Source organism: Polynucleobacter sp. UB-Raua-W9, from assembly GCF_018687435.1.
Lineage (GTDB): Bacteria > Pseudomonadota > Gammaproteobacteria > Burkholderiales > Burkholderiaceae > Polynucleobacter.
The window spans coordinates 631,709-654,953 of sequence record NZ_CP061290.1 but is presented as its reverse complement, the minus strand read 5'-3'; the positions used below and the strand labels follow the sequence as shown (position 1 = coordinate 654,953).

19 protein-coding genes, 1 other RNA gene and 1 pseudogene are annotated in these 23,245 nt (G+C 46.3%); 2 read left to right on the top strand and 19 right to left on the bottom strand.

What is annotated here, in order from left to right; all coding sequences use genetic code 11:
- Nucleotides 1-15: 15 nt before the first annotated feature.
- The 4 genes from hisS to ndk all read right to left on the bottom strand — a co-directional run bounded on the left by hisS (nucleotide 16) and on the right by ndk (nucleotide 4,338).
- On the bottom strand, nucleotides 16-1,356 hold the full coding sequence (gene hisS / locus AOC07_RS03400) for a histidine--tRNA ligase (RefSeq protein WP_215293990.1): 1,341 nt from the start codon (nucleotides 1,354-1,356) through the stop codon (nucleotides 16-18).
- Nucleotides 1,357-1,386: 30 nt separating this feature from the next.
- Entirely contained in the window at nucleotides 1,387-2,655 is a 1,269-nt protein-coding gene (ispG, locus tag AOC07_RS03395) for a flavodoxin-dependent (E)-4-hydroxy-3-methylbut-2-enyl-diphosphate synthase (RefSeq protein WP_215358153.1), read from the bottom strand.
- A gap of 27 nt (nucleotides 2,656-2,682) precedes the next feature.
- The gene (gene rlmN / locus AOC07_RS03390) at nucleotides 2,683-3,825 is read right to left on the bottom strand and encodes a 23S rRNA (adenine(2503)-C(2))-methyltransferase RlmN (protein WP_251369710.1); all 1,143 of its coding nucleotides are present in this window, start codon (nucleotides 3,823-3,825) and stop codon (nucleotides 2,683-2,685) included.
- An 87-nt stretch (nucleotides 3,826-3,912) separates the two neighbouring features.
- Nucleotides 3,913-4,338 carry a nucleoside-diphosphate kinase gene (ndk, locus tag AOC07_RS03385; RefSeq protein WP_215293987.1) on the bottom strand — a complete coding sequence of 142 codons (426 nt, stop codon included), beginning with the start codon at nucleotides 4,336-4,338 and terminating at the stop codon, nucleotides 3,913-3,915.
- Nucleotides 4,339-4,607: 269 nt separating this feature from the next.
- On the opposite strand from ndk, the gene AOC07_RS03380 reads away from it, so the two are divergent.
- Nucleotides 4,608-5,309, top strand: coding sequence for a Bax inhibitor-1 family protein (locus tag AOC07_RS03380; RefSeq protein WP_215293986.1), 702 nt, complete (start codon nucleotides 4,608-4,610; stop codon nucleotides 5,307-5,309).
- A 336-nt stretch (nucleotides 5,310-5,645) separates the two neighbouring features.
- Here AOC07_RS03380 and rlmD read toward each other — a convergent pair whose 3' ends face one another.
- The 12 genes and pseudogenes from rlmD to dnaX form a co-directional block, all read right to left on the bottom strand.
- The gene (gene rlmD, locus AOC07_RS03375; protein WP_215358152.1) at nucleotides 5,646-7,082 is read right to left on the bottom strand and encodes a 23S rRNA (uracil(1939)-C(5))-methyltransferase RlmD; all 1,437 of its coding nucleotides are present in this window, start codon (nucleotides 7,080-7,082) and stop codon (nucleotides 5,646-5,648) included.
- On the bottom strand, nucleotides 7,075-7,896 hold the full coding sequence (locus AOC07_RS03370; protein WP_215293984.1) for a 3'-5' exonuclease: 822 nt from the start codon (nucleotides 7,894-7,896) through the stop codon (nucleotides 7,075-7,077). The genes rlmD and AOC07_RS03370 overlap by 8 nt, the downstream gene beginning before the upstream one ends.
- A 17-nt stretch (nucleotides 7,897-7,913) precedes the next feature.
- On the bottom strand, nucleotides 7,914-8,669 hold the full coding sequence (locus AOC07_RS03365) for a peptidoglycan DD-metalloendopeptidase family protein (RefSeq protein WP_251371720.1): 756 nt from the start codon (nucleotides 8,667-8,669) through the stop codon (nucleotides 7,914-7,916).
- Between the two features lie 26 nt (nucleotides 8,670-8,695).
- A pseudogene (locus AOC07_RS03360) lies at nucleotides 8,696-9,319 on the bottom strand (protein-L-isoaspartate(D-aspartate) O-methyltransferase); the annotation flags it as partial.
- Between the two features lie 29 nt (nucleotides 9,320-9,348).
- Nucleotides 9,349-10,134, bottom strand: coding sequence for a 5'/3'-nucleotidase SurE (surE, locus tag AOC07_RS03355; protein WP_215358149.1), 786 nt, complete (start codon nucleotides 10,132-10,134; stop codon nucleotides 9,349-9,351).
- Complete coding sequence (locus tag AOC07_RS03350) at nucleotides 10,134-13,211, bottom strand: efflux RND transporter permease subunit (protein ID WP_215293980.1); 3,078 nt, start codon at nucleotides 13,209-13,211, stop codon at nucleotides 10,134-10,136. The genes surE and AOC07_RS03350 overlap by 1 nt, the downstream gene beginning before the upstream one ends.
- Nucleotides 13,212-14,471: an efflux RND transporter periplasmic adaptor subunit gene (locus tag AOC07_RS03345; RefSeq protein WP_215358148.1), complete on the bottom strand. Its 1,260-nt coding sequence runs from the start codon at nucleotides 14,469-14,471 to the stop codon at nucleotides 13,212-13,214.
- A 9-nt stretch (nucleotides 14,472-14,480) separates the two neighbouring features.
- Entirely contained in the window at nucleotides 14,481-15,998 is a 1,518-nt protein-coding gene (locus AOC07_RS03340) for a TolC family protein (protein WP_215358147.1), read from the bottom strand.
- A 185-nt stretch (nucleotides 15,999-16,183) separates the two neighbouring features.
- On the bottom strand, nucleotides 16,184-17,587 hold the full coding sequence (locus AOC07_RS03335; RefSeq protein WP_215358146.1) for a carbohydrate porin: 1,404 nt from the start codon (nucleotides 17,585-17,587) through the stop codon (nucleotides 16,184-16,186).
- 426 nt (nucleotides 17,588-18,013) lie between these two features.
- Complete coding sequence (gene recR, locus AOC07_RS03330) at nucleotides 18,014-18,628, bottom strand: recombination mediator RecR (protein ID WP_215293976.1); 615 nt, start codon at nucleotides 18,626-18,628, stop codon at nucleotides 18,014-18,016.
- A 21-nt stretch (nucleotides 18,629-18,649) separates the two neighbouring features.
- A complete protein-coding gene (locus AOC07_RS03325; protein ID WP_072582156.1) occupies nucleotides 18,650-18,973 on the bottom strand; it encodes a YbaB/EbfC family nucleoid-associated protein in 324 nt (107 codons plus the stop codon).
- 52 nt (nucleotides 18,974-19,025) lie between these two features.
- Complete coding sequence (dnaX, locus tag AOC07_RS03320; RefSeq protein ID WP_215358145.1) at nucleotides 19,026-20,690, bottom strand: DNA polymerase III subunit gamma/tau; 1,665 nt, start codon at nucleotides 20,688-20,690, stop codon at nucleotides 19,026-19,028.
- Nucleotides 20,691-20,722: 32 nt separating this feature from the next.
- On the opposite strand from dnaX, the gene ffs reads away from it, so the two are divergent.
- An RNA gene (ffs, locus tag AOC07_RS03315) (signal recognition particle sRNA small type) lies at nucleotides 20,723-20,821 on the top strand.
- Nucleotides 20,822-21,165: 344 nt separating this feature from the next.
- Here ffs and AOC07_RS09435 read toward each other — a convergent pair.
- The 3 genes from AOC07_RS09435 to AOC07_RS03305 are packed head-to-tail and all read right to left on the bottom strand — an operon-like array spanning nucleotide 21,166 to nucleotide 23,148.
- Entirely contained in the window at nucleotides 21,166-21,297 is a 132-nt protein-coding gene (locus AOC07_RS09435; RefSeq protein WP_256437853.1) for a hypothetical protein, read from the bottom strand.
- Nucleotides 21,298-21,331: 34 nt separating this feature from the next.
- The gene (locus AOC07_RS03310) at nucleotides 21,332-22,648 is read right to left on the bottom strand and encodes a Y-family DNA polymerase (protein WP_215358144.1); all 1,317 of its coding nucleotides are present in this window, start codon (nucleotides 22,646-22,648) and stop codon (nucleotides 21,332-21,334) included.
- Nucleotides 22,648-23,148: a LexA family transcriptional regulator gene (locus AOC07_RS03305; RefSeq protein ID WP_215293973.1), complete on the bottom strand. Its 501-nt coding sequence runs from the start codon at nucleotides 23,146-23,148 to the stop codon at nucleotides 22,648-22,650. Before AOC07_RS03305 ends, AOC07_RS03310 begins: the two co-directional genes overlap by 1 nt.
- Nucleotides 23,149-23,245 lie beyond the last annotated feature (97 nt).

Here is a 23,245-nt window from a genome sequence, read left to right as displayed (position 1 = left end):
ATGAATAGACTCATTCTATTCGGAGCTGCCCACCAAGACATCAATTACAGCCTCAAGCACCCCTTCCAAAGGAACGGCCTTTTGCTCGCCGCTAGAACGTAAGTCTTTGATCTGAGCCTCATTCTTGGCCAATTCATCTGGGCCAATAATGACTGCAAAAGCAGCTCCACTGCTGTCAGCCTTCTTCATTTGGGACTTAAAGCTGGCGGATTGACCATCAGGAGGGCAGAAAAGAATCGTATCGATGCCGGCGCTACGTAAACGCTCAGCAATAATCATGGCAGCAGTCAAAGTCTCACCGCCTTGATGCAATACAAAGATATCGCATTGGGACTGCGCCTCTGGAAGCGAGCCAGAAACTTTCATAAGCTCTAGAACACGCTCCATCCCCATAGCCCAACCACAAGCTGGTGCAGCCTTGCCGCCCATACGTTCAATTAACGGATCATAGCGGCCACCGCCAGCAATGGTGCCCTGCGCGCCCAACTCATCAGTCACCCACTCGAAAACGGTGAGGTTGTAATAATCTAAACCGCGCACCAGGCGAGGATTAATTTTGCAAGGGATGTTATTGGCTTTGATCAAAGCCTGCACTGCATTAAAGTGCGCAAGAGATTCTTCACCCAAGAAATCCAATAACTTTGGAGCATCTTCAATCAATGCCTGCATCTCTGGATTTTTAGAATCCAAAATACGCAAAGGATTGCTGATGAGGCGTCGTTGTGAGTCTTCATCAAGTTGCGATATATTTTTCTCAAAGTACATTACCAAGGCAGCACGATGCTCAGCACGCTCATTGGCCTGCCCTAAAGAATTGATCTCCAGGCGCACGCCTTTTAATCCCAACTCGTCCCAAAGGCGTTGACCCATGAGAATAATCTCTGCATCAATATCAGGGCCAGCGAAGCCTAATGCCTCGATACCAAACTGGTGGAACTGGCGATAACGGCCGCGCTGTGGACGCTCATGACGGAACATAGGTCCGGTGTACCAAAGACGCTTAGGTCCCTCGTACAGTAAATTGTTTTCAATAACAGAACGCACTAATGCAGCAGTACCTTCAGGACGCAAAGTAAGTTGCTCGCCATTTAAACGATCCTCAAAGGAATACATTTCTTTTTCAACAATATCGGTCACCTCGCCAATACCGCGCTGAAACACTGCAGTTGCTTCCACAATTGGTGTGCGCAGAAACTCATAACCATAAGCACGGGTTAAATCACGCAGAACATGCTCAAGGTGGGCCCATTGAGCAGCATCAGCTGGCAGCAAATCATTCATACCGCGTACGCCGTTGATCTTTTGAGTCTTCTGGACTTTAGCTTCTGCTTTTTGGTCTTTGTTCTGATCAGTCATTTTTATTCTTGTTCTACGAATTTGGCTCTGTTACGCTTTTGTTGCGTAATTCTGTTTAACGTACTCATCTACGATGACCTGAAACTCTTCAGCGATTTTCTCACCTCGCAGAGTTTTCACCTTAACGCCATCCACAAACACTGGTGCAGCTGGAGTTTCGCCTGTTCCTGGTAGTGAAATACCAATATTAGCGTGCTTACTCTCGCCTGGGCCATTCACAATACAACCCATCACCGCTACATTCATATTCTCTACACCGGGATGGGTTTTCTTCCACACCGGCATTTGTTGACGCAAATAGGATTGAATATTGGCCGCTAATTCTTGGAAGGTGGTACTAGTTGTTCTGCCGCATCCAGGGCATGCAATCACCATGGGCGTAAAGTTACGCAGACCCATCGTTTGCAAAATTTCTTGGGCAACAATGACCTCGTTCTCACGCGGTGCACCTGGATCAGGAGTTAAAGAAACTCGAATCGTGTCGCCAATACCCTCTTGCAACAAAATACCCATTGCCGCAGTTGAAGACACAATGCCTTTGCTACCCATACCCGCCTCAGTTAATCCTAAGTGCAGCGGATAGTCAGAGCGGCGCGAGAGATCGCGATAGACAGCTACTAAGTCCTGCACATTGCTGACTTTACAAGAAAGTAAAATTTGATCGGGATTCATACCCAGCTCAACTGCTTTTTCTGCAGATTGCAGTGCAGATTGAATCAGAGCCTCGATCATCACTTCTTGAGCAGTTTTTGGAGCCTCTAAAGCAGCATTGCTATCCATAATAGATGCCAAGAGATCTTGATCTAAGCTTCCCCAATTCACACCAATGCGTATTGGCTTATCGTATTTACAGGCTGCTTCAATCATTTGCGCAAACTGTGGATCACGCTTAGCGCCTTTACCCACATTGCCTGGATTAATACGGTACTTGGAGAGTGCTTTGGCGCAATCAGGAAAATCATTTAATAAAGTATGGCCGTTGTAATGGAAGTCGCCAATCAATGGCACCAACACATCCATCTTATCCAACTGCTCTCGAATATAGGGAACGGCTGCCGCAGCTTCAGGCGTATTCACAGTAATGCGCACCATCTCTGAACCAGCACGCGCTAACTCTTTTACTTGAATCGCTGTCCCTACTGCATCTGCAGTATCAGTATTCGTCATTGACTGTACCCGCACTGGTGCATCACCACCCACAGTAATGATGTTGGTTTTCCAAGCAACAGTTGCTTGACGCGTTACACGCTTAGGAGATGGACCTAGCGGTAATGGTGGCAATGAATGATGAGAGCGCATTGTGATCTATTGATTGGGATCTAATGGTTAATTTAATTTTTTCAGCCACTCGATTGGCTGCTCTTGTATCTCTGTGATAATTTCTGCATCGTGTACCGCACGTTCACGCACTCGGGTGCGATCTACAACATCACCGGCAAGCTGACCACAGGCAGCGGCAATATCATCGCCACGGGTCTTGCGCACTGTTGCCACCATGCCCGCATCTAATAGGATGCTAGCAAAGGCATGTACTCTTTGGGCTGGTGAGCGCTTAAGGCCTGACTCCGGGAACGGGTTAAAAGGAATAAGGTTGATCTTGCACTTAATATTCTTGAGTAAGCGCACCAATTCTTTTGCCTGAATGTCGGAATCATTCACGCCATCGAGCATGCAGTATTCAAAGGTCAAAAAATCTCTTGGTGCAAATGGCAAGTAGCGCTCACAAGCATCGAGTAATTCATGTAAGGGGTATTTTTGATTGAGTGGCACCAGTTGATCGCGCAATGCATCATTTGGTGCGTGCAATGAAACCGCTAATGCCACTGGGCAATCTTGCGCCAAACGATCAATCATCGGTACTACGCCCGAAGTGGATACCGTAACCCGACGACGTGACAAGCCATATGCCCTGTCATCCAGCATTAAACGCAAGGCAGTTACAACGTTGTCATAGTTAAGCAGTGGCTCACCCATACCCATCATTACTACATTGGAGATCACACGGCCTGTGTGCTCCCAACCTGGTGTTGGATATTTTTCGATTCTACGTACAGCTTCCGGATCATTACGCAAGAGATGCTCAGCAAACCACAATTGACCAATGATTTCACCGGAAGTGAGATTGCGTGAAAAGCCTTGATGTCCCGTAGAGCAAAAACGGCAATTAACTGCACATCCTGCCTGTGAAGAGATGCACAATGTGCCTCGATCATCTTCTGGAATAAAAACAGACTCCACCGCATTACCAGCGCCCACGTCTAGCAACCACTTGCGGGTACCATCATGCGCGTGCTCATCTTTGATAATGGGAAGAGAAAGTACTTCAGCCTTGTCCAACAAGGTCGCTCTGAAGCTTTTTGCCAAATCACTCATGTCGTTAATGTCGGATACGCCACGTTGGTGTATCCATTGCATGAGCTGCTTTGCCCTAAAGGGCTTTTCATTCAACCCCGCGACATACGCCGCCATTTGGTCAGCGTCAAAATCTAAGAGATTTACGCGCGGGGAGGTCAATGCGTTTACTTATAAATAAATAGCTAATCGATTAATAAGTGATTAACGATTGAAAACATTCATACCAGGGAAGAAGAAAGCAACTTCCACAGCAGCTGTTTCAGGGGCATCCGAACCGTGAACAGCATTTGCATCAATGCTGTCAGCAAAATCAGCACGGATTGTGCCTTTGTCTGCTTTCTTAGGATCGGTAGCACCCATCAAATCACGATTCTTAGCAATAGCGCCTTCGCCTTGCAATACCTGAATCATCACAGGGCCAGAAATCATGAAGTTCACCAAATCTTTGAAGAAAGGACGATCTTTATGAACGCCATAGAATTGCTCAGCCTCAACTTGTGACAGGTGCGCCATTCTGGAAGCAACGATCTTCAAACCAGCGGATTCAAAACGGTCATAGATTTTGCCGATGACGTTTTTAGCGACAGCATCAGGTTTGATAATAGAAAGGGTGCGTTCAATTGCCATGCAATACTCCAATAGTGATTTCAAAGATATTTGTTAGCTAAGGTCAAAAACGGACTAAATAACCCTCCCCAGCTCAACGACCCCCGAATTATACATTGCTTGACAGTATTTACCCCTATAGAAGTAGGGCTAAGCCTTTGAATTTACAGGGCATAAGCCCTTAATTTGTAGGTCTTTTCTTGTGGGGCTTGAAATTGAGGTGTTTTGTCTATACTTACTGGTAACAGCCCTTCGTGGGCTCATGTAACAACTATGAAAAAGGAGTCCCTATGAGTGATCTTAACTCTTACGGCTTTGGCCAAACTGGCTCAGTAAGCACTGTTCAGGTACGCAACCGCGTACTACGCAATACCTATGCCCTCTTAGCACTATCCATGGTTCCGACAGTGATTGGTGCCTGGCTTGGTGTGGCAACGGGGCTTGACCTATTCTCTGGAAGTCCATTTATTGGTTTCATTGTTTTCATGGCGGTTGCCTTTGGCTTCTTTTGGGCAATTGAAAAGAATAAGGAAACTGGCGTAGGTGTTCTGCTCTTGCTAGGCTTCACCTTCTTCATGGGCATCATGATGTCCCGCTTGATCGGTTATACCCTCAATAGCTATAGCAACGGCGCATCCCTGATCATGCTGTCCTTCGGCGGCACAGCGGCCATCTTTGCCGTCATGGCAACGATTGCCACGGTAAGCAAGAGTGATTTTGCTGGCATGGGTAAATGGTTAATGGTTGGTGTACTGCTCTTGATCGTTGCCTCATTGGCAAACATTTGGTTACAGTTGCCAGCTTTGATGTTGACTGTGATGGTTCTTGCAATCGCCATCTTCTCCGCCTTCATCTTGGTTGACGTGCAGCGTGTGATCAATGGTGGTGAGACAAACTACATCATGGCTACTCTGGCTATTTACCTAGATGTGTACAACGTTTTCACCAACCTACTTGCCCTCTTGGGTATTGTTGGCGGCAATCGAGACTAAGAGAGATGAATCCTCACTAATATCCTTAGTGTGTTGTTCCCTAAAGGCGCCTGCGGGCGCTTTTTTTGTCTTAGCTCTTTTGTAGGTGAACTATTAATTCGCTACAAACATGCTGACCGCATAAGACAGCGCAATCAAAATCAAAATGATTGCAAAACTATCTGAGGCTTTCATGACACACTCCCAGTGGTTGATGAAATTGTTAGCAGCCAGACATCGCTGCACAACTTCAATCTACTCTTCTATAAGACTAACCCCTTGGAATATTGCACCGCAATATAGCCTGATGCACTAATTTGAAGCTGAAATTGCTGAAAATGACTCTGAAGCAGGGATTTATAGTGGTTTAGGGCGATCAAAGACCGCCATGGATTCCACGTGGGAAGTATGCGGGAACATATTGACGATCCCCGCGCTACTGAGTGTATAGCCTGCGTGATGACACAAAATCTCTACATCTCTAGCCAATGTTTTGGGATTACAGGAAACATACACAATCCTCTGTGGCAGTAACTCGCTATGCTGAGTATGGAGTTCAGCAAGCGCTTTACAGATTTCCATTGCGCCTTCGCGTGGTGGATCCATCAGCCAACGCTCAGCTTTAGCCCACGATGCAATCGTTTCTGGAGTGACTTCAAATAAGTCGCTTTTCATGAAATTGACTTTATCTGCAAGGCCATTATGTAGCGCATTCTCCTTGGCGCGCGTTGTTAAAGTCTCCAAGCCCTCGATACCTAAGACCTGTTTTGCTTTCCTAGCAAGTGGTAATGTGAAGTTCCCAAGACCGCAAAATAGATCAAGCACACGATCAGTTACTTTAACTTCTAGAAGACGAATTGCTCTACTCACCAGCGCACGGTTCATCATGTGATTCACTTGCGTGAAATCAGTCGGCTTAAAAGGCATCTCGATTTCAAACTCGGGTAGGCGATAGCAAAGCTTGCCAGTCTCAGGGTAAAACGGGGCTACAGTCTCAATTCCTTTGGGCTGCAGCCAGATCCATACTTGATGTTGATCTGCAAATGCACGCAGCAATTGCTCATCAGCATTGGTTAATGGCAGGAGATTACGAAGTACCAATGCGGTCACAGGAATATTTTTCTTCAGATCATTTGAGCTTGGATCCTCGGGCTCCCCTACCGCGATTTCAATCTGTGGCATGCGATCCACGATGGATAAACCCATTACCAACTTGCGCATCTCAGGCAGTAAATTAGAAACGTGTTTGGGTAAAATCTCGCAGGCAAGCATATCAGCTACATAGCCACTCTTACCCTCATGAAAGCCAATGAGCACTGTGCCTTTTTTAATCGAGCGATTCACAGCACTCAAGCGTGCACGGTGACGGTATTCCCAGGTTGGGCCACCCATTGGTCGCAAAATTTCTTGTGGCTTGGTCTTGGCAATATGTTGCAAATCATCTTCAAGCACGCGCTGCTTCATCGCAACCTGTGCCCGAATATCTAAGTGCTGCATCGTACAGCCCCCGCAGACACCAAAGGCTGCACACTTGGGCTCCGCTCTAAATACTGCAGGCCTTAAGATCTCGCGCACTTTGGCTTTGCTAAAACGCGCTTTATCGCTGGTGATGGTGTAAGTTACGAGCTCTGTAGGCAGTGCGCCTTTGATAAATATGACTTTGCCGCTTTGACCTTGGAGAACTTCTTCTTCATTTGGCCTTAAGCGGGCGATACCTTGGGCATCTAGATCGAGGGCTTCAACTCTTATCGGCTCAGTCACTTCGATATTGACTGGCTTATCCCCTCTACGCATCCGCTGCGAAACCTTGGAGATATTCTTTCCACTGGCTACCGTTAGGCTCTTTTGCTTCTTTTGCTAGATAGGCTTTGACAAAATCAATTTCTTCTTTGTATTCATCTAAAGAGAAGCCGCCACGCAGCAACTGAAAGCGGCAGTACATTAAATAGGTGTTGACTACATCAGTCTCGCAATAGCGACGAATGTCATCGATCTTGCCATCCTGATAAGCAGGCCAAACTTGGCTACCATCCATTCCCATCTTGCCCGGGAAGCCACAGAGTTTTGCTAAACCATCCAAGGGCGCATTGGCTCTGCCATTGAACTTTGCCAAAAGGTCCATCATGTCGAGATGACGCATGTGATAGCGACTAATATAGTTATTCCACTTAAAGTCACGGCTATCTGTCTCTTGACTCTCACCCATCTCCCAATAACGTGGTGCCTGAACGTGATTGGCAAGTGCTCGGTAATGCAACACTGGTAAATCAAAACCACTTCCGTTCCAGGAAACCAATTGTGGAGTGTATTTTTCAATTAAATCGAAGAAGGCTTGAATTAATACCTTCTCATCATCTTGTGGCGTACCTAGCGTGCCTACTTTAATTTGAGGAGCGCCTTCTTTAGTACTTCTCCGAATCACACAAGAGATGGCAATAATCTTTTGCAGATACAGCGGCAGAAATTCGCTACCAGTTTTAGTGGCCCTATCGGACATAGCCTTAGCTGCTACTTCAGCATCGCTCATAGGGGCTGGATACTCTTCCAGACGACGCAATCCAGATACATCGGGAATAGTTTCAATATCAAATACGAGTACGGTGGCCATACGCTCTTGCCGAAAACTTACTGGAGGTACGGCGTTGGATTTACAGGCTTACCGTTTACTCGTAATTCGAAATGGAGCTTGGCAGCGGTGGTATCTGTGTCGCCCATTTCAGCAATCTTCTGCCCCTTGCGAACAGCATCACCCTCTTTCACCAAAAGCTTGCTGTTATGTGCATAAGCAGTGAGATAAGTATTGTCATGTTTAACAATTATCAAGTTACCGTAACCACGCAAGCTATTCCCGGCGTAAACAACTTTGCCATCCGAGGCAGCCAATATCGGCTCGCCAACTTTACCGGCGATATCGATCCCTTTATTAGTTTCGTTAAATTCACCAGTAAGCTTACCTTTAGCCGGCCAAGACAAACGAATGCCGGGCTCAGCCACCACTTCTGGCTTGGTAGCTTCTGTGGGCAATGCATCTAATTTATCGCCCTCTGGTTTTTTATCAACTGCTTTAGCAGACTTTAAGCCTGCAGGCGCTTTAATTAACACCAAGTCGCCAACTTCAATTACATTTGGATTAAAGCTTGGATTGACTGAAGCATTCCACTGCGCCACATCACGTGGTGCCTGCCCATGATCCAAGGCAATGCGCGCTAAGGTGTCACCCCTCTTCACGCGATAGTAACCAGCAGGCGCTGGCTCATACGACCCCCCGCTACGATCAGTCACACTGGCAGGCTTGGTCCGCGGCGTAGAGCACCCGACAGTCAACAGCAATGATGCAGAGAGGGCTGCAATCAAGAAGCTTTTGGATAAGCTATTAGGCATATTCGATATTGAATTCTGATTCGATTTCATACTATCCCTGATTGTAAGGGGACAAAAAAGACCTCGTCCAGAACAGTTCTTTCATAACGCTGAGAGCTCATTCTTTCAACCATAATCAGCTGCTGCTCTTTTTCATTTTTAGCTACAGGGGCAACTAAACGCCCTCCGATAGCCAATTGGTCCAATAAGGCATCCGGAATGCCCAAACCTGCGGCCGCCAAAATGATTCCATCAAAAGGGGCGGCTTGCGGCAAACCCAAGATACCGTCACCGTAGATCAGGCGCAAATTATTAATACGAAATGGGCGTAACTTTGCTCTAGCCAGATCATGCAGCGGACGTATGCGCTCTATTGAATACACCTCATCTGCTAATAAGCTTAGAACTGCGGCTTGGTAACCACAACCTGTGCCGATCTCGAGTACTTTTCCAAGTTTATGCCTGGGCTTATGCAATAGCTCGATCATGCGAGCTACTACCGATGGCTTAGAAATAGTTTGCTCTTGACCAATTGGCAGCGCCGTATCTTCATACGCTTGCGCATGTAAACCAGCATCAATGAATGCGTGACGCGGAACTGTAGCAATAGCCTCTAGGGTTTTTCCGTGCTTCACGCCAGCATCATGTACTTTGGCTGCCAGTGCTTGACGATAGGCGGCAAATCTTTCAGTTGGAGCCTTCAACCGCGATCCCAACCGTTAGAACGCATCGCCGCCAAGCGTGCGTGATGACTCAAATCCAATTGCATTGGGGTAATTGAAATACAACCCTCATCAATTGCATGGAAATCAGTGCCTTCAGAATTATCTTTTACATGCCCAGCCGCACCAATCCAATAAATCTTATCGCCACGGGGGCTATCTTGCACAACCACTGGCTGAGAGTGGTGGCGGTTACCCAAACGGGTCACGCGCCAGCGGTATAAATCAGCATAGGGGCGATTGGGAATATTGACGTTGAGCAGTGTCGCCGTGCCCTCAGCTCTAGCAAGAGTCGAAACTAGCATTTGCGCCACAACATCATGCGCAGCTTGAGCGGCATCATCAATACGATTCCAGCCACGATCAATTTGCGAGAAAGCAATGCCAGGAACACCAAACATCACCCCTTCAATTGCTGCTGCAACCGTACCAGAATAAAGCACATCTTCGCCCATATTCTCGCCCTGGTTAATGCCTGAAATTACTAAGTCAGGCTTTTCATCTAAGAAACCAGTCATGGCCACATGCACGCAATCCGTTGGCGTGCCATTGATAAAGAAGTAGCCATCTCGGTCGCCACCCGCTACTCGGTGAATCGATAGCGGTCGAGATAAGGTTAATGAATTTGAGGCTCCACTGTGATTTTGCTCAGGCGCAATCACGGTAATGCGGCCTAGTGGACGTACGGCGTTTACCAAAGCCAATAAGCCAGGAGCGAGGTAGCCATCATCGTTAGAAACCAGAATGTGCGGTAGTCTTGACATCACACCAGCCCAGGAGAATGCTTACCGCGTGATTTCATAGCTGCGTAAATCACCGGCAATACCAAGAGCGTCAAGATGGTGGTGGTGACCATGCCGCCGACAATTACCAAGGCTAATGGGCGCTGCGCTTCAGATCCAATAGCATGAGAGAGAGCTGCAGGTAATAGACCTAGGCCAGCCAACATCGCAGTCATCATGACAGGGCGAACACGTAAGGCAGCGCCATCTACCATGGCATCTTTCATGGCACCATGTTCTTCAGCTACCGTCTTATTGATATAAGAGACTAGAATTACGCCATCCTGAATCGCGATACCGAATAATGAGAGAAAGCCAAATAGTGCGGAGATACTCAAGGTCTCACCACCCAAGTGAAGTGCAATGATTCCCCCAATGGCGGCAAAAGGAACATTAATCAAAACAATGACAGCATCTCGGAAGTTGCCCAGAGCAGCAACTAAGAGCAAGAAAATTGCCACTAAAGTTAATGGAATGATGACCATCAACTTTTGTTGAGCGGCTTTCATTTGATTGAACTGGCCATCCCAAGAAATCATATAGTTGGCTGGCAAACTGACATTCTTTTCAACCAAATACTTAGCGTCTTCGACAGCACTACCCAAATCTCGGCCGCGTACGCTGAAAATCACTGCAATGTAGCGCTTTCCTGATTCACGATAGATAAAGAAAGGTCCATCTGTCAGCCTGACGTTGGCCACCATTCCCAAAGGTACTTTTTGCCCATTTGGTGCATCAACTAACAAGTTGGTGACATCGGGAATATCATTTCGACTAGCCTCGTTCAAGCGCACGGCAATCCCAAATGTTTTTTCATCTTCAAGGAAGTTGGTTACTGGCGCACCACCAATAGCATTGGCAACAACAGTTTGAATGTCTGCGACATTCACACCATAGCGCGCAGACTTCTCACGATCAATTTGAATGTTTAAGGTAGGTTGCCCTAATTCTTTAAGAACGTTCTCATCCTCGATACCGCGCACCTTCTTTAATTGTGCAACTACATCGTGCGCCTTATCTGCCAAGACATCTAGATCTGCCCCATAGATTTTGACTGAATTCTCGCCCTTAACGCCAGATAAAGCCTCATTGACGTTATCTTGAATGTATTGAGAAAAACTAAAGTTAATTCCAGGAATCTTTCCAAGCTCGGCCTGAAGATGCTGAACTAGCAAATGCTTACTTGTTCCCTTTGGCATTTCTTCGGGAGATTTCAAATACAAGCCATATTCTTGATTAAAGACACCCGTAGAGTCAGTGCCATCATCGGGGCGCCCAATCTGGACTGCAACCTTCTCTAACTCAGGCTGCTTTAAGAAAATTTCACGCAACTGATTAGCCACCTTAATAGAGTAATTAAGATCTACTGTATTTGGTAGTGTTACGCGTAACCAGATATTGTTTTCTTCTAAGGTTGGCAAGAACGCTGTTCCCAGTCTGGTAGCGCTCAATAGCGTCACGCCCAAAATGAAAATAGAAACCGTAATGACATGGCGTGGATGATCCATCCATTTCCTTAATAAAGGACGGTAGTGAGCTAACATCCAACCTATAAATTTTGGTGGCGTATGACTAAAATTGTTACCGAAGACGTATGACATCGATGCAGGTAGGAATGTCAGACTGAGAATAATCGAGGCTACCAGAGCAAAACCCATAGTGAAAGCCATTGGCTTAAAGATAATGCCTTCAACGCCGCCCATTAAGAACAATGGTGAATACGCAACAATAATGATGCTTGTGGAATAGACCATCGCGCGCTGGACTTCGCTAGTAGCCAAAATAATACTTTGATTTACACGCTTACCGCCTTCTTCTAGATGGCGCATGACGTTCTCTGTAATGATTACGGCCGCATCCACAATCACACCAAAATCAATTGCACCCAAAGAGATAAGGTTAGCTGGCACATTAAAGAGATACATCATGATGAAGGAGAAACATAGAGCGAGCGGAATCACCGCAGCAACAATTGCAGCAGCGCGCAAATTTCCCAAGAAAACGTAGAGTAAGGCAAGTACCATCGTGATACCAAAGAACATGGTGTGCTTTACAGTACCCACTGTGATGTCTAGGAGTACTTGACGATCATAGAAAGGTTTAATCTGAATGCCAGGGGGCAATATATGACTGTTAATGTTATCGATTCGTTCGCGCACTCTAGCCAATACTTCAGAAGCATTTTCACCGCGACGCAAAAAAACAATTCCTTCTACTGAATCAGGATTGTTGTCAAACTGGAATAGCCCCAAGCGGGGCGCATTACCAATTTCTACCGTAGCTACATCACCAATACGAACAGGAATACCCTTGTTCACAGCAATGACAACCTGTTTGATGTCATCAATATTGCGCAATAGACCAACGCCACGTACTACAAACTGTTGTTCACCGCTTGGCAGAACACCACCGCCAGTATTGTCATTCGCCCTAGAGAGCGCTTCAATTAATTGCGCAACAGTAACCCCTTTGGACTGCAGGCTCTCGGGGCTTACGATGACTTGATACTGTCGGATCTTGCCGCCAAATGAGGAAACGTCTGCAATACCCGGAGTTTGCTTTAACTCTTTATAGATTTCATAGTTTTGCAATGTCTTTAAACGTGTAGGTGAAGCGTAATCAGAAATCACCTGATAGCGCAAGATCTCGCCAGTAGCATCTGAGTCAGGGCTAACGCTGGAGCTAACGCCTGGTGGAAAAGCTACATTACCTAAATTGGTTGAAAAAATTTGGCGGACTTTAAATGGATCCACATTGTCGTTGAACTTTAAGGTTACAACTGACAAGCCAAACAAAGATACGGAGCGAAAAGTTTTTACCCCCGGAATACCGGCCAAGGCATTTTCCACAGGGATCGTAACTTGCTGCTCTACCTCAGTGGTACTCCTGCCAGGCCACTGTGAAATCGCTTGAATTGTCAGCGGAGCAACGCCAGGATATGGCTGAATTGGTAACTGCTTTAAACTAAATGCGCCAAAAATCAATAGCACTACTGCAGCCGCAAGAATAATGACGCGCTTTTCTAAAACTCCCCGAATGAAGGAGGTAACGAAACTCACTTATTCCTCCTGCTTGGCAAAGCGGTCGTTTAATAAGACCGCGCCATCAGTTAAAACTTTCATGCCAGGCTCCAAGCCCTCGGTTACAGCAAACTTTTTACCATCCAGGTCATAACCCTTTACTAGGAATCTCCGATAAGTATCGGGTCCTGTTTTGATAATGGCGTAACGCATTTCACGTACACGCACAATGGCAGATTGAGGCACAACTACTGCCTCAGTTTCGGCGGTCTTTAAGCGTGCACTAACGTACATATCAGGACGCAGAAGTCCGTCGGTATTCTCAACATCACAGCGAATCAGCAAAGCATGCGTTTCTGGATCAATCGCTGGCGCAATGTAATTGGCTGTAGCGATAAACTCTTTGTCTGGATAAGACTCTGATCGAAGAATCATCGTCTGCCCTTTTTGGATCTTGCGAATATCTTGCTCGTATATATTGCCCAAGAACCAAAGTTCTTTTGGATTAGCGAGAGAGACTAATACGTCGCCAGCACTCACAATCGAACCAGGCTCAACAGCACGCTTCACCACAACACCCTGCAGCGGTGAACGCATGATGAGATTAGTCTGGGTCTTGCCAGTTTTTTCAAGCGATTTAATGTCGCCTTCACTTGCACCCAAGTTGCGCATGCGATTCCCTGCAGCTTGTTGCGTGATTTGCGCATCACCCAAAAGATCGCTCATTGTTTTATTAACCTCCAAGATCTTTGCGGTCTTGGATGACAAAAGGTATTCCTGCTGAGCAGACAAAAATTCAGGGCTATAAAGTTCTATCACTGGCGTGCCAACCTCTACAGGAGCCCCATCAAAGGCATAGATCCTCTCAACTCTACCCGGCGCTCTTGCAGAAAGCACTTTTGCTTTTTCAGCATTAAATGCTAAGCGCCCAGGAACCTTAAGCTCTACAGGAACCTTAACCACAGTAGTATCTTGAAAAACATAAATACTGGGATTAAGCTGAATCCCTGGAAGCTTTAATTCCATAGCGCCCGTACCCTCAACGCTCACAGACTTTACTGTTTTATCTAACTTGACGGGGCGATTCACGTTTACAAATAATCCGATGACAATACCAAGCATCAGAATGGATGCGCAAATAATGGCCAAACGAAGTCGAGCACGGGTTTCCAGTGGGAGAGCCCAATAAGAACGATGTATTTCATTCGTATTGGCCTCAATTCGAGCAATAAACTTAGCCTTTAACTTCTTCAACTCCTCAGAAGTTCGGCTCAGAATTTTAATTAACTTGTCCTTCAAAACAACTCCTTAAAAAGGTTCTTTACCTGCAGAGACGAGCAATACCGCCTGAGCCTGCAGTAAATTTGCCTCAGCCAAAGCTAACTGAACTTCCAAGCTACGCAATTGGGTTTGCGCTGTCAACAAATCATTAAAACCTTGGCCATTATTGGAATACTGTATTAATCCTACTTTATAAGCAGCATCCGCTTGGGGCACTTGACGCTCCCTCAAAAATTGGGTTTGGGTCTTAGCCTGCTCGTAAGCAGCATAAGCAGTGTTTACCGCCAGCACAATTTGCTGTCGATTGGAAATGTTACCTGCTTCAGCAGCCGCTTGATTACGCTGCGCCTGCTCTACACCATACTTTTCTTTAGTAAAGAAATATAAGGGAATTATTAGATCTAATTCGAACTGATAGAACATCGCGCCATTGTTAGCAGCAAATGGTCCGCGTGGCGTGTAAGAAGACCCGATTACCTGAAAGTCTGGCAAATATGCCTTCTTTGCAAGTGCAACGCCCTTGCGTGCAGCATCTAATTGCAATGCTGAGCTCTTTAAGGAGGGATGGCTTGATTCTGCGTAGTCCTCTAACTCAACTAGTGTGGGCACACTATTCATAGCGCGGCGCACATCACCGCGCAGCACCAATTTCTCACGTGAGTGGCGACCTACCAAAGTATTGATGTTATTCAGTCCAACTTGTAATTGGCGCTCAACATTGAACTGATCTGCTTGTGCTGCACTTTGTGCGACCTGAGCATTGAGATATTCAACATAAGCCGCAGCATTATTAGCGTAGCGTGCTTTAGCAACATTCTTCACCATCTCCAGGCGCATGACAGACTCTTTCAAAACCTGCAACTGCTTCTGAGCCGCCAGTGCGTTGTAATACAAAGTAGAAAGCTGTGCCCCCAATTGCAAGTAAGTCGACTCAGAGCTGGCTAAGAGTGCCTCTGCATTGGTATCAGCAATGTCTGCCGCAAGACTTTTCTTGCCTGGAAACTGAAAAGGTTGTGCTACAGAAATTGCATTATTACTGCTGATTCCATTGGGATTTGCTGCTGAAGGCGTATTCGCACCACCCAATGCAAATGGTGAATTGACTGGCATACCAGACCACACCAAGCCGACCTGTGGATTTGCTGGTGCTGCAATCTGAGGTACCGTTGCCTTAGCAGAGAGATAAGATTCACGCAATGAAGACAATTGTGGGTTATTGAGTTTGAGCTCACTCCACAGTTGGCGTAAGTCCATCTCCATTGGGCCATTTGAAACAGGCTTCGTATAAATCTTAGGCGTATTGGCTTTGGTTACCGGCGCAAATAATTCTGCCGCCTTTGAACTCTGGTCTTGGGCACTCAGTTGCGCGCCGATCGATGGTGGCGATGCTAAAGAAGAATCGCCTGATTGCACAGTGACGCTAGCAGGGGCGTTATCAGCGGATGTTTGCGCAAATACCGAGAAAGCAAAAGCAGTTATTGCAAAGAGTGCAATACTTTTGAGTAGATTTACTACGCTCGTTTTACGTGTACTGAGAATCAACAAATGCAGCTGCCTCTAAATCAATAAAAATGCTGTTTTTATAGCCCCTGGTACACATTTATGGCTTGCAATGCCTACTAAAGGGGGTTTAAAGGATTATAGGGTACAAAAGGCAAAAGTCGAATTATTGAAAATTGCTATCTTATTGATTCTAAAGATAATAATTAAGCTCATGATCTACAAAACCTTTAAAACTCGGCATGGATCCTGAAAGACACAATATTTACAGGGCCGCGGGCTGAGTTGTAGGCTGGATTACTAATGTGCTGAAAGTTCAATCCCGCCAATACATTTTTGACCACTAGGGCGTTGTAGTACACCTCACCAATTCTTTCTGGGCGATACGAGATCGTTTGTGAAGGACCTGCATAGTCACCAATAAAGTAAGACACGCCACCAGCTTGCAAATAGCCTCTTCTAAAACTCGAGAGGCCGTTTTGCATCATCGAGATTCCGATACTGTCACTCGGCCGTTTCCAACTTGTTCCATTCAGACCCATACCAACTGAAAGCGAGTTATCTGCCTCAGTAAATGACATGGTTTCTGTATGCCCATCGGAGGTAAATGCGCGACCATAGATACCGAGATCTTTGGTCAAGGCTTGTTCACCATTGATACCAATACCTGTTTTGTATTGGTAGTTAGTGCGAACATTATTAATTGCCTGTGTACCTTGCGCATTGTTTGCGTTGACATAGTTGGTCGCATCCTGAAAGCGTGCCAAGATCATTCTGTTGCGATACGCCAGTACGCTGAGCTTTCCAGGCAAGTCAGCAATATTGTGTTGACGCTCAACCTCAACTTGATCGCCATAAGTATTGAAGATTTGCCAGTTCAAATCACGACCATTGGGGTTCTTAGGTGCGAGCATGCGAGAGGCGCGCAAGACCCAATTCTCAAGATACCACTCACCTGCTAAGCCAGTGCTGTAGCCACGTGCATCAGCAGAGTAGTCATACGCAAGGTAGGTCATATTGCCCCAGTTCATAAATTGAACTCGAGGATCTTTAGCATAACGACTATCATCAAAAATATCTAAAGTGGAAAACTGTCCAGCAGTTACTACGATGCGATTGCTGCTTACGGTTTGCGTAATTTGGTTTGCATCATTCTCCAGCAAAACCTTATCACCCTCTTGATTAATAGTGTGACGCAGAAATGCGCGTGCAGAATAAAACTTGGCCTGAGCGCCGCCTGCCTTTGTTGCTTCGCCGTTCGTAAAACCACCTAGACCAACTAAGCCAGAAAAAGGTACGCCAGAAACGACTTCTGGATTGAAATACACATCTGTGTTTGGCGCTAAGCGAGAACCCAAAAACAAAGTACCAGACCAGGTATAGCTCATGGATTTCAGCTCACTCATACTATTTTGGCCAGAGTATGAAGATGTGAAATTGTTGTAACGCTGATTAATATAGGTTGTTTGACCGTGTACGTTTACAGGCAGGCCAAAAATCTCACCTTCTGTTGGCAGCCATGAAATGTCATCCGCAAAACTCGCGATTTGGTCAGCGCCTGACCCTGCTCTTTGCGCAAATGCAGAAGTACACAAAATGCTCAACAGGAGGAGTAAGTAAAACTTGCGGGTCATTCACAACTTCTAATTAGGATGCCGGCTCAATCAAAGCCAAAGTAAATACACCGACAGGGGAAAGCCGGGCAAGCTTGAAATTGAAGACCAAGGATGCTGCAGGCAAATTATCCCCAAAAATAAGCAATTTACCTAGTCTTTATGGCAATGGAATGACAGATTGGTAATTAGAGCTTGGTGCACAGGGGATGGCACCATGCTCTGAAAACAACTTACTGGGTACTCAAGGGATATTTAGCTAGGCTGCCCAAAACGAAATTGACTTAACTTATTGAGATTCATCTCTGCTCTACTTGCCAAAATATCCTGGAGCATATTGACTTGTAGATCAGGATTGCCTTCACATAGATGGTTCTTTTTGCAATACCCGAGGCAGAATTCGCATCATCAATGAATGACTATGACAACTCAATAGAAACCAGCAAATTAGCGGCGATCCATTAAAGCCCTAGCCAGAGTTCCCGCATCAACATACTCGAGTTCGCCGCCTACGGGAATGCCTCTTGCAATACGGGTGACTTTGATACCTTTAGCTTTAAGCACTTCCCCAATGTAATGAGCAGTAGCCTCACCTTCACTCGTGAAATTAGTCGCTAATACTACTTCCCGTATGGGTACGCCAGTATCTGGATTTTCAATACGAGTGAGTAAACGATCAAAATGAATTTCATTAGGCCCCATACCATCGAGTGGCGAGAGACGACCCATGAGAACGAAGTAGTTGCCTTTAAAACTTAAGGTCTGCTCCACCATCACTTGATCAGCAGGCGTCTCCACTATGCAAAGTAAGGATGGATCACGACGCTCATCTGCGCAAGTGCTACAAATCTGCGTTTCAGAAAAAGTATTGCAACGCGCGCAGTGGCCGACAGTCTCTACCGCTTCACCCAATGATTGGGCCAGTACTGCAGCGCCATTGCGATCATGTTGCAAAAGATAAAAGGCCATGCGCTGAGCAGACTTAGGGCCAACACCTGGCAGCACACGCAATGCCTCGATCAAACGACCGAGTGCATCAACAGGTGCCTCTATGCGTGCCATAAGTGAATTAAATCAATGAAATTAGAAAGGTAACTTAAAGCCAGGGGGCATTGGCATACCAGCAGTCGCACCAGACATCATTTGCGCACTAGCCGCCTCTACTTGCTTAAATGCTTCTGTATAAGCAGTAACGATCAAATCTTCTAACATCTCACGATCATCCATCGCACCTGGATCAATTTGCACACGCTTCAGTTCGTATTTGCCAGAGATAGTGACTTTAACTAAGCCGCCCGCAGCTTGGCCAGTCACCTCTAGCGCAGCCAACTCGGCTTGCGCAGTTTTCATTTTCTCTTGCATCTGCTGAGCCTGTTTCATGAGGCCGGCAAGTCCACCTTTCATCATCGCTTTATTCCTTAGTGCTTATGTTGAGTACTTATGAGTTACTGAATTTAAATTACAGGGGCTTCACTGAGCCGCCAACTACCTTAGCCCCAAACTCTTTTTCTAATTGTTGAATAAATGGGTCGGCAGCAATCATTTGCTCAGCATTCATTCTTTTTTCTTGATGAATCTGGGCATCAACCTTAGCAACTGTCTTGCCCTCCACCTCACCTTTTTCAATCACGATCTTCACTGACTTACCAAAATATGCAGTCAGTGCATCAGCCAATCTTGCAACAGAAGCCTCGGAAGCTAGCTGTGGCATTGGTGTAACGATAGTTGCACGCACACCCGCTGCTGAATCATTCCAATCTTGTAACTCTGTCTGAAATGCCAACTGTTGCACCAAGCCTTTAACTGGTAATTGACGCATCAAGCCATGCCAATCAGGGCGCTCTGCTGAATTGCCAACCGGAGCAGCTGCGGCAGCAGGCGCTGGAGTAGGAGCAACAGGCTTGCTAGCAGGGGGTGCCGCTGTTTTAGCTGCAGGGGCTCTAGCCGCTGGAGCTGTTGCAGCAGCCGGACGTACTGTATTTACTGGCGGAGCTGATGGAGTTGGGGCGGAGCTACCTCCACCATTGCCTGGACGAAAAGCCAACATACGCAAGAGCGTCATGGCGAAGCCAGTCTGCTCGTCTGGCGCGAGTGACAAGTCAGGACGGCTAGTAATGGTGATTTGGTAGAAGAGTTGTGCTTCTTCTTTAGTGAGTTGCGTAGCTAAGCGACGAATCTCGCCTGCTTCTGGCCAATCATCCAATACGGATTCTGGGACAACTTGCGCTGCTGCAATTTTTTGCAAGAGGCTTGATAAGTCTTGCAGCGCTAATGAGAAAGACATGCTGCGCTCACCCATCTCGTTAGCAACAGCAAGGAGGCTTGCACCGTCTTTAGCAATTAAGCAATCCAGAATACGAATAAGATAAGCATCATCTAATGTGCCGAGCATGCCACGCACAGACTCTTCGCTTACTTTTCCAGCAGCATAAGCAATTGCCTGGTCAGCAAGTGATAAGGCATCACGCATGGAACCTTGGGCCGCTTTAGCGAGGACTCTTAATGCATTAACTTCATATTCAACTTTTTCTGCGGCGAGTACTTTTTCCAAATGCTCAACGATGAGCGGTACTGGCATTTGCTTGAGATTGAACTGCAAGCAACGAGACAAAATGGTGACTGGGATCTTTTGTGGATCCGTGGTTGCCAGAATAAATTTGACGTGCTCTGGTGGCTCTTCCAGAGTTTTCAGCATGGCATTGAAGGCATGATTGGTGAGCATATGCACCTCGTCAATCATGTATACCTTATAGCGAGCGTTGCTTGGTGCATATGCTGCTTTTTCAAGGAGAGCGGCAATATCGTCAACACCACGATTGCTTGCAGCATCCATCTCGATATAGTCAACAAAACGACCAGCATCAATCTCTAGGCAAGCTGGGCATTTTCCACAAGGCTCTGAAGTCATCTTGCCTGAGCCATCGGCTCCAGTGCAATTGAGTGCTTTAGCCATAATGCGAGCGATTGTGGTCTTACCTACCCCACGAGTGCCCGTAAAGAGCCACGCATGATGTAAGCGCCCTTGATCTAAGGCATGGGTTAAGGCCTTAACCACATGGTCTTGTCCTACCAACTCAGAGAATGTTTTGGGGCGCCACGAACGGGCTAATGCCAATGCTGTCATGTCTTACATTCTAACAAGCTAAAATGGAATTGGATGGGCCTCCCCGCATGGTGGGTTGGATAACCTGGTCAGGTCGGGAACGAAGCAGCCAAACCCATTTTCTGCCAGTGCCGGGGGTTTGGCTCATCCACCCTCCCCCATATTAAAAGCAGATCTTCAGAATCCTGAAAATTCCCCAAATCATCCAAATAATTGCCAAAACTAGGACAGTTCTTGCGTCTAATGAAACTCTGAATAGTTGCAACTGCTTATGAGAACACTCAATAGAAACTCGCAAAACAAGCCCTCCTCCATATTGAAGAGCTCAGCGTAGAAGTTTGAGTAAATAAGTGAAAGAGGTAGGAGATGATTTCGCTACAAGAAAACTCTGATACCGAAGATATTCAGTTGTCGGGAACGAACAATAACAAGGGAATAAGGAATCCGTGATTTCCTTATTCCCCCTCTACCTACCGCCTCTTTTCTGGCTACTACTTTACCGATAAGTACCGTTCAATACTTGCTTCGTTTCACCTGCATGCCGCTTGGTGTTTTTCAATACCGCCCAATATGACAGAACCATGATCACGGCGAGAGAGATTCCATTAAAGTTATTTAGTAAGTCCATTTGCTTCTCCTTTGTGTATTGTTTTTTATTACATTTATCTAGCTACTGGTAACTCATCCCACTTGGTGGTGTAGTTCGGCGATTTATTGCTCGATCTCATTTGCCACTCTTGTTTACTGCTATTTGTTCCTGCAGCCGCAGATCGGATTGCTGCATTACCAAAGCGATTGTTGATCTCATCCATGGCTTTCATGAGATGTGCTGACTTTCCTTTACTTTCGATATCCTCAAATAAGGATTGCTGTACGCTTGGCTTATCGCCAATCAGATTCAGAATGACGCCCGCTTTCTTGTAACGAAAGTGAGGTTGATATATTTTCTTAAGACCTGCCAGCGCTGCGTTGGTTAATGCTAGCGTGTTGTCTGTTGCATCTGCGAGCGGAATAGTGACGCTTTGGTAGTACTGTGGCTCGTTTTGTTTAAACGGGTTAGTCTGAATAAATACTGTGAGCGCGCCCGTAATGCTATTTTGAGTTCTCAATTTTTCGGCTGCTCGTGCTACGTGGGTGGCAACCGCTTCAGCAAGCTCCGCTTGACTGGTAACTGGTTTTCCAAAGCTACGTGAGGCAATAATTTGTTGCTTGGCTGGCGCTACCTCTTCGAGTTGCAGACAAGATGTGCCGCGTAGCTCATAGCAAAGGCGCTCCATCACGATGCCAAATTGCTGACGCATCGCTTGGGGCGAGGCCTGCAAGAGATCGAATACGCTCTGAATATGTTGAGCTTTGAGTTTTTTAGCGATTTGTCTGCCAACACCCCATACTTCACCTACTTCAGTCTCGCTCATCCATTGATAGAGTTCTGGTTTAGCCATGGCATTGACATCGCAGACTCCAGCAAACTGTTTGTGTTTCTTAGCTAAGTGATTAGCCAGCTTCGCTAAGGTCTTGCTCGCACCAATGCCCACGCAGACCGGCAAGCCCGTTGTGTCTTTTACTTGCTGCTTAATCCTTTGACCCAATTCAACTGTGTCCTGGTATTGCTTTAGGACAGTTTCAATTTGCAGAAAACTCTCATCGATACTGTAAACCTCTAAATTTGGCGTAAAGGCTCTGAGCGCTTGCACTACACGGCTACTCATATCGCCGTATAAGGTGTAGTTGGATGAGTAAGCCTTGATACCATGCTTTTTAGCCAGCTCTTGCATCTGAAACCAAGGTGCCCCCATCTTCACGCCCAGTGCTTTGACTTCAGCACTACGTGCTACTGCACAACCATCATTATTCGAGAGCACCACCATTGGCACCTCTTCTAACTTCGGCTGGAACACACGCTCGCAAGAAACATAGAAGTTATTCACATCAACGAGTGCAAAAAGTGGGCTTAGCGAATCTTCAGAACGTGCGCTCATCACTGTGTACCTTTGCTATATCTCGTACTCGCGTTACTGTACTTGCGTACTACCCCAACTACCACTCCCCAAATTTGTAACTCACTACCCTCATTAAAGGTGATGGCTTGATAGTTGGGGTTTTCCGCTTGAAGCTCAATGCGACCACGCAATTGATACAAACGCTTAATGGTGTATTCGCTATCAACCACCGCCACCACGATATCTTTGTGTTTTGGTTTTAGGGCTTTGTCAACCACTACCTTGTCACCATCACAAATCCCAGCACCCAGCATCGAGTCACCCTTCACGGTGAACATAAAGGTGGCTGGCTTGTTTTGGACCAGATAATGGTTCAGATCTAGGCCGTCTTCGGCGTAATCTGCTGCCGGACTAGGGAATCCAGCTGAAATCCGGTGACTCAAGAGCTTGAGCTCATAGACGGCAAAATGCCCCGCCAAGGCTTGTGGTTCTTGGCTAAGACTTACTTTGGCAGGATTCATTTGATGTGTCATAGTCATTAATATACTGTATGTTTATACAGTACATGTAAAAACCGTAAAAATGAGGCTGTTTTTGTTGTTTTGATGCCTTTAGGGGGCAAGGGATTGCATAATG